Below are 16,661 nucleotides of genomic sequence, written 5' to 3'. Positions count from 1 at the left end.
CTTCCATCTGCTCGACCGGCTGCTCGAGTTCAGCATGCCGCACCTGGTGGCGGTGCCGATCCTCGTGCCCATGCTCACGGCCGCGCTCATGCTGCTGCTGGGCGAGAACCGCCGGCGCACCAAGTCGGCCCTGAGCGTGGTCTCGGGCCTTGTCGGCCTGCTGGCCGCGCTCGCGCTGCTGCGCTGGGTGAACGCACCCGATACCGGCGGCGGGCCGGGCTCCATCGGTGTCTACCTGCCGGGCAACTGGCGCGCACCCTTCGGCATCGTGCTGGTGGCGGACCGGCTCTCGACCATGATGGTGGCGCTCACCGGCGTGATCGCCTTCGCCGCGTCCATCTATTCCACCTCGCGCTGGGACCGCGCGGGCGTGCACTTCCACCCGCTGCTGCAACTGCAGCTCATGGGCCTGAACGGCGCCTTCCTCACGGGCGACCTGTTCAACCTGTTCGTGTTCTTCGAGGTGATGCTCGCGGCCTCCTACGGCCTGCTGCTGCACGGCTCGGGCCGGCTGCGCGTGCAGGCTGGGCTGCACTACATCGCGATCAATCTTGCTGCGTCCTCGCTGTTCCTGATCGGCGCGGCCATCCTCTACGGCGTGACCGGCACGCTCAACATGGCCGACCTGGGCATGCGCATCGCCGAGCTCGCGCCGGGCGACCGCGGCCTGGTGCACGCGGCCACGGCGATCCTCTTCACCGCATTCTTCGCCAAGGCCGGCGCGTGGCCACTCAATTTCTGGCTGGTGCCGGCCTACAGCTCCGCGGTCTCGCCAGTGGGCGCGGTGTTCGCGCTGCTCACCAAATTGGGCATCTACACCGTGCTGCGGCTGTGGACTGTGCTCTTCGCGCCCGACACCGGCGCGTCGGCCGCCTTCGGCCAGCCGGTGCTGGTGGGCGCGGGCATCGCCACGCTGTTCGTGGCGGCCTTCGGCATCCTCGGCACGCAGCGGCTGTCGAACCTTGCGGGCTTCAGCGTGCTGATGTCGGCCGGCACGCTGCTCGCCGCGGTGGGGCTGGGGCAGCCGGCCGTGTGGGCCGGCGCGCTCTTCTACATGCTGAGCTCCACCCTCGCGGTGAGTGCCTTCTTCCTGCTGATCGACATGATCGAACGCTGGCGCAATGCCGGCATGAGCGTGGCGCCGCACGAGGCCGCGGGCACCGCGCCCTTCCTGGCCGAGGACCTGAGCGCGCTGAGCGACGTGAACCTCGACGACGACGCGCAGGCGCTCTACGGCCGGGCGATTCCGGCCGGCGTCGCCTTCCTCGGCCTGAGCTTCATGATCTGCACGCTGCTTCTGACCGGCCTGCCGCCGCTGTCGGGCTTCGTCGGCAAGTTCGCGATGCTTTCGGGGCTCATGGGCGGCAGCGGCGCGATCGGCGCGACCGGCTGGACTTTCCTGGTGCTGCTGATCGCCTCCGGCTTCCTCGCATTGATCGCGCTGAGCCGCACCGGCATCCGCCATTTCTGGACCCAGCCGCACGGCAACCTGCCCTCGCTGCCGGCGCTCGAGGTGCTGCCGGTGGCCGGGCTCATCGTCGCCTGCATCGCGCTCACGGTCTGGGCCGAGCCGGTGCTGCGCCACGCGATGGCTACCGCCGAGGGCCTGCGCACGCCAACGGCCTACCGCGCGGCAGTGATGGAGGCGCGGCAGGTTCCGAATCCGGCGCCGTCTGCCAAGGCCGAAGGAAAGGGCGCCACGCCATGAAACGCCTGATTCCCTCCCCGCCGCTTTCGCTGGCGCTGCTCGTCATCTGGCTGCTGCTCAACCAGTCGCTCGAGGCGAGCACGCTGCTGTCGGGAGCGCTGCTCGCCATTGCCGTGCCGCTGCTGACCAAGGGCCTGCGGCCCGCCACGGTGCGCATGCGCCGGCCCGGCGTGGCGCTGCGGCTGTGCTGCATCGTGCTCTACGACATGTCGGTGTCGGTGTTCGCGGTGTCGCGCGCGCTGCTCACGCGCCGCAGCGAGCACATCCAGGCGAGCTTCCTGCGCATCCCGCTCGACATGCGCGATCCCAACGGGCTCGCGGTGCTCTCGATGATCATGTGCCTCACGCCCGGCACCGCCTGGGGCGAGGTGGCCTTCGACCGCAGCACCCTGCTGATCCACGTGTTCGACCTCGAGGACGAGGCTGCCTTCATCGAACAGATCAAGAGCCGCTACGAACGTCCGCTGATGGAGATCTTCGAATCATGACGCCCATCCTTTTCTGGTCGCTCAAGTTCGCGCTGTTCCTGCTGGCTGTGGCGATGCTCTGCGCCGTGGCGCGCCTGCTGATCGGCCCTTCCGCGCAAGACCGCGTGATGGCGCTGGACTGCCTCTACATCAACGGCATGCTGATGATGCTGGTGCTGGGCATCGTCTACGCGAGCGACGTGTACTTCGCCGCCGCGATGCTGATCGCGCTGTTCGGCTTCGTGAGCTCGACGGCGATGGCCAAGTTCTTGCTGCGCGGGGAGGTGATCGAATGAACGATTTCATCTTGGGCCCGCTGCCGCTGTGGGCCGAGATCGTCACCGCCGTCTTCGCGGTGCTGGGCGCGGCCTTCGCCGCCATCGGCTCCTTCGGCCTGGTTCGGCTGCCGACCTTCTTCCGCCGCATCCATGCACCCACGCTGGGCGCCACCGGAGGCGTGTGGTCGATGACGGTCGCCACCATCGTGTATTTCTCGGTGCAGGGCCACAGCCTCTCGCTGCACGGCGTGCTGATCGTGCTCTTCGTGGCGCTCACCACGCCGGTCACCACCATCTTCCTGATGCGCGCCGCCTTGTTCCGCGAACGCCAGAAGAACGGCGACGTGCCGCCGCCCTCGCCTTCGGACCAGGGGCCGATCCCGCCCTACGAGGGCTGATCGAAAGAAGGTTGCGGCGAGGTCACGCGGCCAGCAGCCGCTCCTTGGCCTGCGCCACTTCCATCTCGCGCGGCAGCGTCACCGCGTTCTTCACCGCGAGAATCTCCGCCATCACGCTCACCGCGATCTCCGGCGGCGTCTTGCTGCCGATGTAGATGCCGATGGGCCCGCGCAGCCGCGCGAGCGATTCCTCGGTCTGGTCGAAGTGCTCGATCATGCGGTCGCGCCGCGCATCGGCATTGCGGCGCGAGCCGATGGCGCCGACGTAGAAGGCATCGCTCTGCAGCGCTTCGAGCAGCGCGAGGTCGTCGAGCTTGGGGTCGTGCGTGAGAGCGACCACGCAGCTGCGGCGGTCGGGCCTGAAGGCGGTCACCGCGTCGTCGGGCATCTCGGTCGTGATCTGCACGCCGGGCAGCGACCACGCGGTGCGGTACTCGGCGCGCGGGTCGCACAGCGTGACCGCGAAGCCGCTGAACTTGGCCATGGTGGCCAGGTACTCGGCGAGCTGGCCGGCGCCGATCAGCAGCATGCGGTACTCGGGGCCGAAGGTGTTGGTCAGCTCGGTGTCGTTCACCGTGAGCTCGTCGGGCGCCGTCGCCTCGGCAAGCCTCACCGCGCCGGTGGCGAGCGTCACCGTGCGCTGCATGAGCCTGCCCTGCTCCAGCTGCGCCACCAGCAGCTCGAGCGAGCCGGCATCGGGCGCGTACTCGAGCAGCAGCTCCAGCGTGCCGCCGCAGGGCAGCCCGAAGCGGTGCGCCTCGTCGGCGGTGATGCCGTACTTCACGAGCGAGGGCGGCGCGCCCAGCGGCACGTTCTCGGCCTTTCCGTGGGCGTGGCTGTAGCGCGCGATCAGGTCGTCCTCGATGCAGCCGCCCGAGACCGAACCGACCACCGCGCCTTCTTCGGCCAGGGCCATGATCGAGCCCACCGGCCGGGGCGACGAGCCCCAGGTTCGCACCACCGTCGCCAGCAGCGCGCGCTTGCCGGCACGCCGCCAGTCGCGCAGCGTGCGAAGCACCATGACGTCGAGGTTTTCCATGACGGCAAGCCCCGCAGTTTCAGGCAGCGTCGCCGCCCGGTGCGGCGGGCGCGTCCTTGTCGTCCTTCTTGCCGAGGCCGATCTTCTTCATGAGGCCCGACATCATCCCGGCCTTCTCGGCAGGCGCCTCGGCGGCTTCCGCCGCGGGCGCGGGCGGCGGGCCGTAGCGGCTCTGCATCTCGGCCTCGAAGCGCTTGAAGAAATCGTCGGCGGTGGACTTGGCGGCGCCATCGATCAGGCGCTGGCCGAGCTGGGCGATCTTGCCGCCGACCTGGGCCTGCACGGTGTAGTCGAGCTCGCAGCCAGCGGTGGGGGCAGGCGGTGTGGCGGCATCCGCCTCGTGCGCGATGCCAGCGTCCGCCGATGCAGCAACAGCAACAGCAACAGGCGCTTCAGCCGCCACGGGCTTGAGCGTGACGCTCGAGGAGCCCTTGGCGAACCCGGCCACGCCGCCCTGCCCCTCGAAGGTGAGCTTGTAGCCATCGGGCGCCACTATGTCCGACAGCAGCACCTTGCCGTTGAACTTGGCCGAGACCGGGCCGATCTTCACCGCCAGCGCGACGCTGTACTGGTTGTCGCCCGTGAGCTCGAACTTGTCGCAACCGGGAATGCACTTCTTCAGTGTTTCCGGGTCGTTGAGCGCTTCCCAGGCCTGTTGTTGGGTGACGCCGAGGCGGCGGTTTCCGAGCATTTCCATGGTGGGTTTCCTTTGTCTTCCTTCCCGTGCGCCGCTAGCGGCCGGACCGCATCAGGGCGGCCAGGCTCGCTGCGAGCTGTTCGAGTGCGCTGAGATTGTGAACCGCCAGCATCGCGTCCGCTTGCCGGTGCAATACGGCAGCCCCACGCGCCAGAGGGGCGTAGCCCTCGAAACGCAGCAGCGGGTTGAGCCACAGCAGGCGGCGCGAATGGCGCTTGAGCCACAGCAGCTCCTGCTCCAGCAGCGAGGGCTCGCCGGTGTCGAGGCCGTCGCTGATCACCAGCACCAGCGTGCGGCGGCCGGTCAGGCGGCGGGCATGCGCGCGGCGCAACTCGGCCAGCGAGGCGCCGAGCCGGGTGCCGCCCGCGAAGTCGTCGATGGCGAGGCTGGCGGCGCCCAGCATCGCGTCGGTGTCGGCCAGCCGGAAAGCAGGCGTCAGGTCGGTCAGCCGGGTGCCGAAGGCGAACACGTCGCGCCGGCCGGCCCGCCGGGTCGAGGCATGAAGAAAGGCCAGCAGCAGGCGCGCGTAGCGCTCCATCGAGCCGGAGACGTCGACCAGCACCAGCAGCGGCAACGGCTGATCGCGCCGGGCGAGCCGGGGCAGCCGCATGATCTCGCCGCCGGTGCGCGCCGCCTCGTGCAGCACGCCCGGCCAGTGCATGCGCGCATGCTGCCGGCCCGCGTCGCCGGCCACACGCAGGCGGCGCGACGGCAGCTCGGGAATGGGCAGGCGGATGTCGCGCGCGAGCCGCTCCACCAGCCGGTATTCGGCGGCGCCGAGCGCATTGAAATCGGCATGCTGCAGGCGCTGCCTGTCGCTCGAGGTCATGGCGGCATCGAACTCGATCTCGCGGTCGGGCTTTGCCGGCTCCACCGGCTTGGCGAGGGTGCGTGGCGCACTGAGCGCCTCGCGCACGCGCGGGCGGCGCTTCGAGGGCTCGGCCTTGCCTTCTGCGCTCGGCAGCATCTGGGCGAGCAGCTTGTTGGCCAGCTCCGGGTCGCGGAACCAGGCATCGAAGAGTTCGCGGAACACCATGCGGTCCTGCTCGCGGCTGACCATCACCGCCTCCATGGCTGCGCTCAGGTCGAGCCTGTCTTCCACGCCCACCAGCGTGGCGGCCTCGGCGGCCAGCGCGATGCGCATGGCGTCGGTGCGAACGCCCGCGCGGCGCAGCGCCCGGCCGAAGGCGGCGATGTTGCCCGCGAGCTTGCCGCTGCGGACGTCGCCGAGTTGCTGCACGCCGGTGGTGGCCATCGACAGCTCACGCCTCGGGCTTGAGCAGATCCGACGCCAGCTCCTGCGTCAGCGCGGCCACGTCGTCGCGCTGCTTGAACAGGATGCCTGCGGTGTCGACCACCACTTCGGGGTCGAGCTCGACGGTGTCGAGCGCGATCAGCGCCCTCGCCCATTCGACGCTCTCGGCAATGCCGGGCGCGCGCTGGAAGGCGTTGGCGAACGGCGCCTCGCGCAGCCGCGCGACGAAGGCCGCCACCTGGGCCGACAGCTTCTCGCCGGCCTCGGGCACCTGCGCGCGCACGATGGCCAATTCGCGTTCACGCTCCGGGTAGTCGAGCCAGTGATAGAGGCAGCGGCGCTTGACCGCATCGTTGAGCTCGCGCGTGCGGTTGCTCGTGAGGATGGTGACGGGCGGCGCCACCGCGCGCACCGTGCCCAGTTCGGGAATGCTCACCTGGTATTCGCCCAGGTACTCGAGCAGGAAGGCCTCGAAGGGCTCGTCGGCGCGGTCCACCTCGTCGATCAGCAGCACGGCACCGGGCAGCGGCGTCTGCAGCGCCTGCAGCAGCGGCCGGCGGATCAGGTAGTGCGGCTGGTAGACCTCGGCCTCCACGTCGCGCGCTGCGCCCGTGGCCTCGGCGGCGCGCATGTGCAGTAGCTGCGCTGCGTAGTTCCATTCGTAGAGCGCCTCGCGCTGCTCCAGGCCGTCGTAGCACTGCAGGCGCAGCAACTCGCGGCCCAGCGCCGTCGACAGCGCCTTCGCCAGCTCGGTCTTGCCGACGCCGGGCTCGCCTTCGAGCAGCAGCGGGCGCTGCAGCTTCAGCGCGAGGAACACGGCCGTGGCCAGCCGCCGGTCGGCGAAGTAGCCGGCCTGCACGAGTCCGGCGGAGAGGGAATCGATGCTCGGGAAGATCATGGCGAAGCGTAGCGGAAGACGCGAGGCTGTCGCGTCTTCCAGCAAGCGAACAGAGCGCCCCCGGGGTTCTTCAGCCCAGGGCCTTGGTGACTGCGCGTTGGGTCAGCACGCTGATCAGGTTGGCCCGATACGCGGCCGACGCATGCAGGTCGCTGTTCAGGTCGCTCGCGTCGATCTTCACGGCGGCGGCGGCCGCGGCGGTGAAGCTCTTGTTCAGTGCGTCTTCCAGCCCGGCATGGCGGAACACGCCGTTGCCCGCGCCGGTGATCGCCACGCGCACGCCGCTGTCGTACTGTGCGAGGAACACGCCGACCAGCGGGAAATTCGACGCCTTCTGGCGCAGCTTCTCGTAGACGGCGCGCTTCGGAACAGGGAAGCGGATCGCGGTGATCAGCTCGTCGTCTTCCAGTGCCGTGGTGAAGAGGCCGAGGAAGAAGTCGTCGGCGGCGATCTCGCGCTTCGAGGTGACGATGGTCGCGCCCGAGGCCAGCACCGCGCTGGGGTAGCACGCGGCCGGGTCGTTGTTGGCCACCGAGCCGCCGATGGTGCCCATCGCGCGCACCTGCCGGTCGCCGATGCGCGAGGCCAGGTCGGCCAGCGCCGGATAGGAGGCTTTCACGTCGGCGTTGTTCGCCACGTCAAGGTGGCGCGACATGGCTCCGATGGTGATGGCATTGCCGTTCTTCGCGATGCCGGTGAGTTCCTTGATGCCGCTCAGGTCCACGAGCTGTTCGGGGGCCGAGAGGCGCAGCTTCATGGAAGCCAGCAGGGTCTGTCCGCCGGCCAGCGGCTTTCCGCCGGCGCCGATGAGCTTGGCCGCGTCGGCCACGGAAGCGGGCCGTTCGAGTGTGAAGGCGTACATGGCGTGATTCCTTCTTTGTTGTACTTAAGGGTTGGCGGCTGCGGCCTGCATCGCTTCCCAGACGCGGCTGGGTGAGGCAGGCATGTCGAAATCCTTGACGCCCAGCGGCGCCAGCGCGTCGAGCACGGCATTGATCACGGCCGGCGGCGAGCCGATGGCCCCCGCCTCGCCGCAGCCCTTGGTGCCCAGCGGGTTGTGCGTGCACGGGGTGCACACGGTGTCGAGCTTGAACTGCGGGAAGTCTCCCGCGCGCGGCATGGCGTAGTCCATGAAGCTGCCGGTGAGCAGCTGGCCGGTCTCCTTGTCGTAGACGCAGTTCTCGAGCAGCGCCTGCCCGATGCCCTGCACCAGCCCGCCGTGCACCTGGCCCTCGACGATCATCGGATTGATGATGGTGCCGAAGTCGTCCACCGCGGTGAAGCGGTCGACCCTGACCTCGCCGGTCTGCTTGTCGACCTCGACCTCGCAGATGTAGGTGCCGCCCGGGAAGGTGAAGTTGGTCGGGTCGTAGAAGGCGGTTTCGTTCAGGCCCGGCTCGAGCTTGTCGAGCGGGTAGTTGTGCGGCACGTAGGCCGTGAGCGCCACCTGGCCGAACGGGATCTTCTTGTCGGTGCCCTTGACCGTGAACTCGCCGTTGGCGAACTCGATGTCGGCGTCGCTCGCCTCCATCAGGTGCGCGGCGATCTTCTTGGCCTTGGTCTCGATCTTGTCGAGCGCCTTCATGATGGCCGCGCCGCCCACCGAGATGGAGCGCGAGCCGTAGGTGCCCATGCCGAAGGGCACGCGGCCGGTGTCGCCGTGCACCACGTCGACGTTCTCGACCGGAATGCCCAGCCGCGCCGCCACCACCTGCGCGAAGGTTGTTTCATGGCCCTGGCCATGGCTGTGCGAGCCGGTGAACACCGTCACGCTGCCGGTCGGGTGTACGCGGATCTCGCCGCATTCGAACAGGCCCGCGCGTGCGCCGAGCGCACCCGCGATGTTCGACGGCGCGATGCCGCAGGCCTCGATGTAGCTCGAATACCCGATGCCGCGCAGCTTGCCCTTGCCCTCGCTCGCCGTCTTGCGCGCGGCGTAGCCGTCGACCTCGGCCAGCACCCGGGCCTTGTCCATGCAGGCGTGGAAGTCGCCGGTGTCGTACTGCAGCGCCACCGGCGTCTGGTACGGGAAGCTGCTGATGAAGTTGCGCTTGCGGATCTCGTCCTGCCCCAGGTTCATTTCCCAGGCGCAGCGCGACACCAGGCGCTCCAGCAGGTAGGTGGCCTCGGGCCGCCCTGCCCCGCGATAGGCATCGACCGGGGCGGTGTTGGTGAACCAGGCATCCACCTCGACGTAGATCTGCGGCGTGGTGTACTGGCCCGCCAGCAGCGTGGCGTAGAGGATGGTGGGCACCGCGGTCGAGAAGGTCGACAGGTAGGCGCCCAGGTTGGCGTCGGTATGCACGCGCAGCGCGAGGAACTTGCCGTCCTTGTCCATCGCCATCTCGGCGTGGCTCACGTGGTCGCGGCCGTGCGCGTCGGACAGGAAGCATTCCGAGCGCTCGGCCGTCCACTTGATGTTGCGGTTGAGCTGCCTGGCGGCCCAGGTCAGGCACACGTCCTCTGCATACAAGAAGATCTTGGAGCCGAAGCCGCCGCCCACGTCGGGGGCGATCACGCGCACCTTGTGCTCGGGCAGGCCCAGCACGAAGGCCGTCATGAGCAGGCGCTCGACGTGCGGGTTCTGGTTGGACACGTACAGCGTGTAGTCGTCGCTCGCCCGGCTGTAGCTGCCGATGGCCACGCGCGGCTCGATGGGGTTGGGCACCAGCCGGTTGTTGACCAGGTCGAGCTTGGTCACATGCGCCGCGCCGGCAAACACCGCGTCGACCGCGGCCTTGTCGCCCAGCGCCCACTTGTAGCACTGGTTGTCGGGTGCCTCGTCGTGCAGGGTGACGCCGCCGGCCTTCTTCGCCGCGTCGGCCACGCTCACGAGCGCGGGCAGCACCTCGTAGTCGACCACCACCGCCTCGGCCGCGTTCTTCGCCTGCTCGACGGTCTCCGCCACCACCATGGCCACGTGGTCGCCCACGTAGCGCACCTTGTTGATCGCCAGGATCGGGTGCATCGGCTCCTTCATGGGGGTGCCGTCGGGGTTGTTGATGAGCCAGCCGCAGGGCAGCCCGCCCATCTTTCCCTCGATGTCCTTGCCGCTGAAGATGCCGATCACGCCGGGCATCTTCAGCGCCTCGGCCGTGTCGACCGACTTGATGGCGGCGTGGGCGTGCGGCGAGCGCACGAAGACCGCATGGCTCTGGTTGGCCAGCGTGATGTCGTCGGTGTAGTTGCCGGCACCGGTCAGGAAGCGGTAGTCCTCCTTGCGCCGCAGAGCCTCGCCGATGTGCGGCAGGTTCGAGAAGTCGGAAGCGCCCATGATGTCACTCCCTTCAAGCCATTGCGGTTGTCTTGACGGGGGTGCCCGAGGCCATCGCCTCGCCGCCCATCTTCACTGCCTTCACGATGTTCTGGTAGCCCGTGCAGCGGCACAGGTTGCCGTCGAGCAGCTCGCGGATTTCCGACTCGCTCGACTTGGGGTGGTGGGTGCACAGGTCGATGGCGCTCATGACCATGCCGGGCGTGCAGAAACCGCACTGCAGGCCGTGGCATTCCTTGAAGGCCGCCTGCATGGGGTGCATGGTGCCGTCGGCCTCGGCGATGCCCTCGATGGTGGTGATTTCTGCGCCGGCCGCCTGGGCCACCAGCACGTTGCACGACTTGACTGCACGGCCGTTCACGTGGACGGTGCAGGCGCCGCACTGGGCGGTGTCGCAGCCGACGTGGGTTCCGGTGAGGTGGAGGTGCTCTCGGAGAGCGTGGACCAGGAAGGTGTTGGGAGGAGCGTCGACCGTGACCTGACGGCCGTTGACCTTGAAAGCGACCTGCATTTGGCTGTCTCCGTAAAAGGTGATGGCTGTTTCAGCGAAAGCATCTTGGATGCCGACCTTTCGCACTATCCTAGGCAAAACCCTTGACACTTGCACAGACCGCGCGAAATTCTCAAAATGAAACAGCTTGCCATCCGGCGGGCCAGGAAAAGCCTGCATACATGCGCGAAAAACCACGATGTCTGTATCAATCGTTTCGCCGCCTCCTGAGCGTTCCCTGGCCATCGCCCAAGCCCGCCGCGAACTGATCGAAGGCGAGTCGCCCGTACGGGCTCGCGGGGCCGACTGCATCGATTCGTGGATCACCCGCTCCTGGCAGCGCTGCATCGAGGCCGGGCACAGCCCGCGGCAGCGCGTCAGCTTCGATCCGGTGAGCCGGTCGGCGAGCATCGACATCGCCGAGCGCAACCGGGCGCTGGTCTCGGCGGCCCGACCGGTGATCGACCAGCTCTCCCGAGCCATCGCCGACACCCGCTACTTCGCCGTGCTGACCGATGCCGACGGCATCGTGGTCGACGTGGGCAGGCTACCCGACGGTACCGACGCCGCCACCCGCTATGCGCGCGACCTCGCGCGCATCGGCGTCGACCTGTCGGAGCGCGCCATCGGCACCAGCGCCATCGGTACCGCGCTGGCCGAGCAGGAATCGGTCTGGCTGCACCGCGGCGAGCATTTCTTCGACGACACCAGCGTCTACAGCTGTGCCGGCGCTCCGCTCTTCGGTCCTCGAGGCGACTGCATCGGCATGCTCGACCTGACCGGCGTGCAGGTGGTCGAGCGGCCCGAGCTGCGCCACCTGGCGACCCTTTCCGCGCGCAGCATCGAGAACATGCTGGTGATGCGCGAGCCCTGCGAGCTGCTGCTGCGCCTGGCCTGGCCGGGCAACTCCGGCAGCGAGGCCACCGAGGGCCTGCTGTGCATCGACGCCGTGGGCAACGTGACGGGCGCCAACGCGGCGGCGCGGCAGATGCTGCACCAGCCGTTGCCGCGCAGCGAGCATGCGCTGAACTTCAACGATCTCTTCGCGCTGCCGCTTCACATGATGTTCGACGCGGCCCGCCGCGGCGACGCCGTGCTCGAGGTGCCGCTCTGGTCGGGCCTGCGGGTGCAGGTACGGCCCCAGCGCGGCGGCAACGGCAGCACGGCGCCCGCAAACGTTTCCGACAACCGGCCGCGGCTGCGCGACGTGGAAACCGCGCTGATCCGCAAGGCGGTGGCCGATGCGCGCGGCAACGTGGCCGAGGCCGCGCGGGCCCTGGGCATCAGCCGGGCGACGGTCTACCGCAAGCTGTGGCGCGGACGGCCTGCCGGCGCGCCGGACTGAGCTCGCGGCTGAAGGCCAGGCCGTTCATTTCTCGTTCAGTTTTCTTCGCTCAGGCGCCGACCGGCACCTTGTCCAGGAAGCCCGTCACCGAACGCAGCTTGCCCGAGTCGACCTGCGCGAAGTCGGTGCCCTGGATCAGGTCTTCCGCACCGCTCGGCCCCAGCGTCCACGAGAAGCGCAGGTGGTCGCCGTGCGCGTCGGCCTTGCCGAGCAGGTTGAAGCGGAAGCCCGGATAGCGCTGGTGCACCGCGCCGACCAGCGCGCTGATCTGCTCGTGCCCGCTGGCCTGCGCGATCGGGTCGACGTAGTGCGCGTCGGTGGTCCATCCGGCTTCGATGAGCGCCGCGCGGCGCGCCGCGTCGGTTTCGTTCCAGACGGCGATGTAGCGTTGGGCAATGGCGGTGGCGTCGTGTGCGGCGGTGTTCATGATGACCATTCCTTTCGGTGTCCAGACCCGCAACATCGCGGGGTGAAGGAATGGTCGCGTCGCACGCGATTCGCGTCGATGACCTCTCAGGTCATGGGATCCGGCTACCGTAGCGGATGCTCTTGAGCACGCCGTTCTGGAACAGCAGCATCGTCTCGAACTGCCCCGAGCCAGGCCGGTAGGTCCACTCCTCGCTCTGGTCGCAATTGCTGTTGTTGTTGACGATGACGGTCTTGCTGCCGGTCGAGGAAGCCGGCGGCACGATCACCTGCGGGTTCGGGTCGGGCTTGGCGCAGAAGTTGTCCTTGAACACCGGCTCGCCGCACTTCTGCAGGATGGTGAACTTGGAATCACCCTTCTGCGCGAAGTCGCGATTGCAGTTGAGCGTCTGCGCCTGTGTCGGCGCGACGAACGACAGTGCGGCCAGCAAGGCGGCGGGAATGAACGGAGATCGCTTCACGGTGTTTCCTGTGTCTTGTGCGAGCGATGGTAGTGACATTCCGGCGCCGAACCTGAAGCCAAGACCCCGTCAGACCGCGTCGAGCGGGAACACCGGCCTCCTTACCTTGCTGAACGGGAACAGGCTGTAATCCGAACTGGTGACACCGGGGCTGTCGCACTCCACCAGCGCGGCCGACAGCGGCTCGAACACGGGCCGGCAGTACATGCGCGACTTGAGCAGCAGAAAGCGTTCATTCCGCGGATCGAGCCCCGCGCACTCGAAAACGCCGATGTCCCACGGCTCCTGCGTGCGCTCGGTCACCACGATTCGCGCCGCGCCCGTGTCGAAGAGCACCGTGCGCCCCATGCTGCTGCGCTGGCCGGTGTAGGTGGGGCCGGTGATCACGTACTCGCCGTCGGAGATGGCGCGCACCGTGCCCGTCAGGCGCACCGGCGTCTTCTCGAGGCCGATGCCCGCGAGCGAGACCTTGTTGCCGAGTGCCACCGTCGCCTGCGCACCCTCGCCCGCCGCGATGAGTTGCGCCACGGCCTCGGGGTCGCACAGCGGCCCCACGCCGATGCCGTGCAGGCCCTGCGCGAGCGCTTCCTGCAGCACGTCCATGGTGTCGCAGCTGCCGCCCGACATGCAGTTGTCGCCGTGGTCGAGCAGCAGCACCGGGCGCGTCGCGCCTTCGGCGATCAGCTTGGCGCGTGCGACCGACTCCGCCAGCGGCTCGCTGCGGTAGACGAAGGCTTCGCGCTCCGCCCACATCTGCGAGGCGATGCGGTCGGCCGTGGCCTGCGCGCGCTCGGGCGAATGCGCGTCGACGACGATCACGCTCATGCACGGCGCCTCGATGTCCGACAGCGAGAAGCCGGCCAGGATCGACACCGCCAACGATTCCGATTTCTCGGCCTCGCAAGCCGCTTCGATCGCGCGCTTCATCGCGCCGGTGAAGGAGGCGCTGCGCAGCGTGTGGGCCATCAGCGGCAGCCGGTGCCAGCGCATCGCCGGCCTGCTGCGGCCGGCCAGCAGGTCGAGCAGCAGGCGGCCGGCGTGCTCGCCGGTCTCGTACATGTCGACGTGCGGATAGGTCTTGAAGCCGACGATGACATCGGCGTTCTCCACCATCGCCGGCGTGACGTTGGCATGCAGGTCGAGCGCCACGCCGATGGGCACGCCCGGCGCCGCCGCACGCAGGCGCAGCAGCAGGTCGCCTTCGCCGTCGGCGCTGTTCTGCGCCACCATCGCGCCGTGCAGGTCGAGCAGGATGGCGTCGCAGCCCGGGGCCGCGTCGACGATGCGTTGCGTCAGCAGATCGTAGGCCCGTGCATCGACCGGCCCGCTCGGGTTGGCGGAGGCCGATACCGGCGTGACCACTTCAGCGCCCGCCGCCTCGGCCAGGTCGATGAAGGCCGACATCGCGGTGCGCATGCCCTTGTTGTCCTTGTAGGCCTGCTCGCCGAAGGTCGGGCCGTCAGGCCCGAAGGCCGCGAGCGGCGTGGGCACTGGCGAGAAGGTGTTGGTTTCGTGGTTGAGACGTGCGATCAGTACTTTCATTGCGCAAACTTTCCACCGCTGGCCAGCATGGTGATGTCGCCGAAGCTGGAGCCGTTGCGGTTGTCAGGCCTGAAGGCGAGCGTGTATCCGCCCAGGTCCATGGGAGGCGAAGTCTCGATGCTGCGCCGCAGCGACTCGGTGGTCACCGGCCCCTTCACGCGCTGCAGCGCTTCCGCGAATGCCTTGGCCGTGATGTAGCCCTCCAGGCCCAGGTAGGAGCCCTCACCCTCGCTGCCCGCGCTCCTGCGCGCGCGCTGGTATTCGTCGACGATGGGGAAGCGGGTCTTCCAGAAAGGCGGCATCACCTGCGACAGCACGATGCCGCGGCTCTTGTCCCCCAGCTCCTTGTAGAGCAGGAAGGAGCTGGCCACCGAGTTCGTGTAGATCTGCGGATGCACCGGCGCCGCGACCAGCGCGCGGATGACGTTGATGGCCGGCATGCCCGCCGCGATGACGTACACAGCCTGCGCGCCGCTGGCGATGACCTGCTGCGCGGTGCGCGCCGGTTCTTTCTCCTGCGGATCGAAGCGCAGCGACAGCACCGGGGACAGCCCGTTCTTCTGCAGCGCCTCCAGCGCGTCCTTCTCGATGCCCTTGCCGTAGGCGTCGTCGCTCGACACGACGGCGATGCGCACCACGCCCACCGTCTTCAGGTGGTTCATCACGCGATGCACCTCGTCGGCGTACGACTCGCGCACGTGGTAGATCGGCACCTTCGGCCCGCGCAGCACGGCCGCGCCGGTCAGCCCGCCGAAGATGAAGCTGTCGTACTTCGCCGCGACCGGCACCATGGCCGCGCCGATGCCCGTGCCCATGGTGCCGAAGAGGCAGACCACGCGGTCGGTGCCGAGCAGCTTCTCGGCGTTGGCCGCCGCCTTGTCCGGCGCGTAGACGTCGTCGTAGGTGATCAGCTTGACGGGCCGCCCGCCGACGCCGCCGGCCTTGTTCAGCTGGTCGAACAGCAGCTTCTGGCCTTCCATGAACGCCAGGCTGTTGGGCGCCAGCGGTCCGGTCAGCACGGCGGACTGGCCGACGAGGATGGGCTCGGCGGCCGGCGCCGCCGCAGCCCACGCCAGGGTCAGCGCAGCAAGGGCAATACGCCAGGTCTTCACGAGGCGACTCCCGCGCTCTGCAGCATCGCCTGCAGCAGCACGTTGCAGCCGGCTTCGAGATGGTCGGGCTGCGCGTCCTCGATCTCGTTGTGGCTGATGCCGTCGAGGCAGGGCACGAAGATCATGGCCGCAGGGCACACGCGCGCGAGGTACACAGCGTCGTGGCCCGCACCGCTGATCACGTTCATCCATGTCATGCCCTGCGCCTGCGCCGCATCGCGCACGGCCGACACCAGCTTCGGCGTGAAGGGCTGCGGCGGGAAGTACACGACCTGCTCCACCGAGATCTCGACCTTGGCCTTCGCCGCGATGCGCTGCACGGTTTCCTTCAGGGCGGCGTCGAGGGCCGACAGCACCACGTCGTCGGCCGCGCGCAGGTCGACGCTGAGCTTCACGCGGCCCGGGATCACGTTGCGCGAGTTCGGATACGCGTCGATCCAGCCGACCGTGCCGCGCCCATGCGGCGCATGGGCAAGCGCGATGCGGTTGACCTCGATCACGAGCTCGGAGGCTGCGAGCAGCGCATCCTTGCGCAGCTCCATCGGCGTGGGGCCGGCATGGGCTTCCATGCCTTGCACCACCACGTCGTACCAGCGCTGGCCCAGCGCGCCCTCGACCACGCCGATCACGCGCTCGTTGGCTTCGAGCACCGGGCCCTGCTCGATGTGCGCCTCGAAGTACGCGCCCACGGGCGATGCCGTTGCCGAGGCCGGCGTGCTGCCCGCGTAGCCGATGGAGGCCAGTGCCTCGGACACGCTCACGCCGTCGTTGTCGCGCTGCGACAGCGCATGCTCGAGCGTGAAGGCGCCGGCGAACACGCCCGAGCCCATCATCACGGGCACGAAGCGCGAGCCTTCCTCGTTGGTCCACACTGCCACTTCGAGCGGCGCCTCGGTCTCGACCTTGGCGTCGTTCAAGGTGCGGATCACTTCGAGCCCGGCGAGCACGCCGTAGTTGCCGTCGAACTTGCCTCCCGTGGGCTGCGTGTCGATGTGGCTGCCGGTGGTGACGGACGGCAGCGCGTTGTTGCGGCCGGCGCGGCGCGCGAAGATGTTGCCGATGGCGTCCACGCGCACCTCGCAGCCTGCCTCGCGGGCCCAGCGCGAGAACAGGTCGCGGCCCTGGCGGTCGAGGTCGGTCAGTGCGATGCGGCAGACGCCGCCTTTCTCGGTGGCGCCGAGCTGCGCCAGTTCCATCAGCGAGTTCCAGAGCCGCTGGCCGTCGATGCGGAGTTCGTCGTGTGAGTTTTTCATGGCTTTTCCAGGAAGAAG

Annotated in this window: 17 protein-coding genes; 5 read left to right on the top strand and 12 right to left on the bottom strand. The window is 68.7% G+C overall.

The window, feature by feature from the left end:
* The first annotated feature begins 34 nt into the window (after positions 1-34).
* From EJP69_RS14015 to mnhG, 4 genes are read left to right on the top strand one after another with little or no spacing between them, the layout of a single operon-like run.
* Positions 35-1,708, top strand: a complete 1,674-nt coding sequence (locus EJP69_RS14015) for a monovalent cation/H+ antiporter subunit D (RefSeq protein ID WP_126471103.1) — start codon at positions 35-37, stop codon at positions 1,706-1,708.
* Positions 1,705-2,196: a Na+/H+ antiporter subunit E gene (locus tag EJP69_RS14010; RefSeq protein ID WP_126470709.1), complete on the top strand. Its 492-nt coding sequence runs from the start codon at positions 1,705-1,707 to the stop codon at positions 2,194-2,196. Before EJP69_RS14015 ends, EJP69_RS14010 begins: the two co-directional genes overlap by 4 nt.
* Positions 2,193-2,471, top strand: coding sequence for a K+/H+ antiporter subunit F (locus EJP69_RS14005; protein WP_019654754.1), 279 nt, complete (start codon positions 2,193-2,195; stop codon positions 2,469-2,471). The genes EJP69_RS14010 and EJP69_RS14005 overlap by 4 nt, the downstream gene beginning before the upstream one ends.
* Positions 2,468-2,851, top strand: coding sequence for a monovalent cation/H(+) antiporter subunit G (gene mnhG / locus EJP69_RS14000; protein ID WP_093199037.1), 384 nt, complete (start codon positions 2,468-2,470; stop codon positions 2,849-2,851). Before EJP69_RS14005 ends, mnhG begins: the two co-directional genes overlap by 4 nt.
* 22 nt (positions 2,852-2,873) lie before the next feature.
* On the opposite strand, the gene EJP69_RS13995 is transcribed toward mnhG, so the two are convergent.
* The 7 genes from EJP69_RS13995 to EJP69_RS13965 form a co-directional block, all read right to left on the bottom strand.
* A complete protein-coding gene (locus EJP69_RS13995; protein WP_093301117.1) occupies positions 2,874-3,890 on the bottom strand; it encodes an XdhC family protein in 1,017 nt (338 codons plus the stop codon).
* Positions 3,891-3,909: 19 nt separating this feature from the next.
* Positions 3,910-4,587, bottom strand: a complete 678-nt coding sequence (locus EJP69_RS13990; RefSeq protein ID WP_126470707.1) for an SRPBCC family protein — start codon at positions 4,585-4,587, stop codon at positions 3,910-3,912.
* 34 nt (positions 4,588-4,621) lie between these two features.
* Positions 4,622-5,842 carry a vWA domain-containing protein gene (locus EJP69_RS13985; RefSeq protein WP_126470705.1) on the bottom strand — a complete coding sequence of 407 codons (1,221 nt, stop codon included), beginning with the start codon at positions 5,840-5,842 and terminating at the stop codon, positions 4,622-4,624.
* A gap of 7 nt (positions 5,843-5,849) precedes the next feature.
* Positions 5,850-6,740: an AAA family ATPase gene (locus EJP69_RS13980; RefSeq protein WP_126470703.1), complete on the bottom strand. Its 891-nt coding sequence runs from the start codon at positions 6,738-6,740 to the stop codon at positions 5,850-5,852.
* A 70-nt stretch (positions 6,741-6,810) separates the two neighbouring features.
* The gene (locus tag EJP69_RS13975) at positions 6,811-7,602 is read right to left on the bottom strand and encodes an FAD binding domain-containing protein (RefSeq protein WP_126470701.1); all 792 of its coding nucleotides are present in this window, start codon (positions 7,600-7,602) and stop codon (positions 6,811-6,813) included.
* Positions 7,603-7,626: 24 nt separating this feature from the next.
* Entirely contained in the window at positions 7,627-10,014 is a 2,388-nt protein-coding gene (locus tag EJP69_RS13970) for a xanthine dehydrogenase family protein molybdopterin-binding subunit (RefSeq protein ID WP_126470699.1), read from the bottom strand.
* Positions 10,015-10,027: 13 nt separating this feature from the next.
* A complete protein-coding gene (locus EJP69_RS13965; protein ID WP_093199016.1) occupies positions 10,028-10,525 on the bottom strand; it encodes a (2Fe-2S)-binding protein in 498 nt (165 codons plus the stop codon).
* Between the two features lie 178 nt (positions 10,526-10,703).
* Here EJP69_RS13965 and EJP69_RS13960 point away from each other — a divergent pair, with 178 nt between their 5' ends.
* Positions 10,704-11,849: a helix-turn-helix domain-containing protein gene (locus EJP69_RS13960; protein WP_093199013.1), complete on the top strand. Its 1,146-nt coding sequence runs from the start codon at positions 10,704-10,706 to the stop codon at positions 11,847-11,849.
* Between the two features lie 49 nt (positions 11,850-11,898).
* On the opposite strand, the gene EJP69_RS13955 is transcribed toward EJP69_RS13960, so the two are convergent.
* The 5 genes from EJP69_RS13955 to EJP69_RS13935 all read right to left on the bottom strand — a co-directional run bounded on the left by EJP69_RS13955 (position 11,899) and on the right by EJP69_RS13935 (position 16,643).
* Complete coding sequence (locus EJP69_RS13955) at positions 11,899-12,276, bottom strand: nuclear transport factor 2 family protein (RefSeq protein ID WP_126470697.1); 378 nt, start codon at positions 12,274-12,276, stop codon at positions 11,899-11,901.
* Between the two features lie 91 nt (positions 12,277-12,367).
* Positions 12,368-12,736, bottom strand: coding sequence for a DUF2845 domain-containing protein (locus EJP69_RS13950; RefSeq protein WP_170217104.1), 369 nt, complete (start codon positions 12,734-12,736; stop codon positions 12,368-12,370).
* A gap of 69 nt (positions 12,737-12,805) precedes the next feature.
* Complete coding sequence (locus tag EJP69_RS13945) at positions 12,806-14,278, bottom strand: M81 family metallopeptidase (RefSeq protein ID WP_126470692.1); 1,473 nt, start codon at positions 14,276-14,278, stop codon at positions 12,806-12,808.
* Positions 14,275-15,390 (bottom strand): ABC transporter substrate-binding protein, encoded by a 1,116-nt coding sequence (locus tag EJP69_RS13940; protein ID WP_170217103.1) that lies wholly within the window; start codon positions 15,388-15,390, stop codon positions 14,275-14,277. The genes EJP69_RS13945 and EJP69_RS13940 overlap by 4 nt, the downstream gene beginning before the upstream one ends.
* Positions 15,387-16,643, bottom strand: coding sequence for a Zn-dependent hydrolase (locus EJP69_RS13935; protein WP_126470688.1), 1,257 nt, complete (start codon positions 16,641-16,643; stop codon positions 15,387-15,389). The genes EJP69_RS13940 and EJP69_RS13935 overlap by 4 nt, the downstream gene beginning before the upstream one ends.
* Positions 16,644-16,661: the final 18 nt, after the last annotated feature.

The organism is Variovorax gossypii (assembly GCF_003965815.1).
Taxonomy (GTDB): Bacteria; Pseudomonadota; Gammaproteobacteria; order Burkholderiales; family Burkholderiaceae_C; genus Variovorax; species Variovorax gossypii.
Note: the sequence above shows the minus strand (reverse complement) of the source record. Positions and strands in the feature narration are given on the sequence as shown.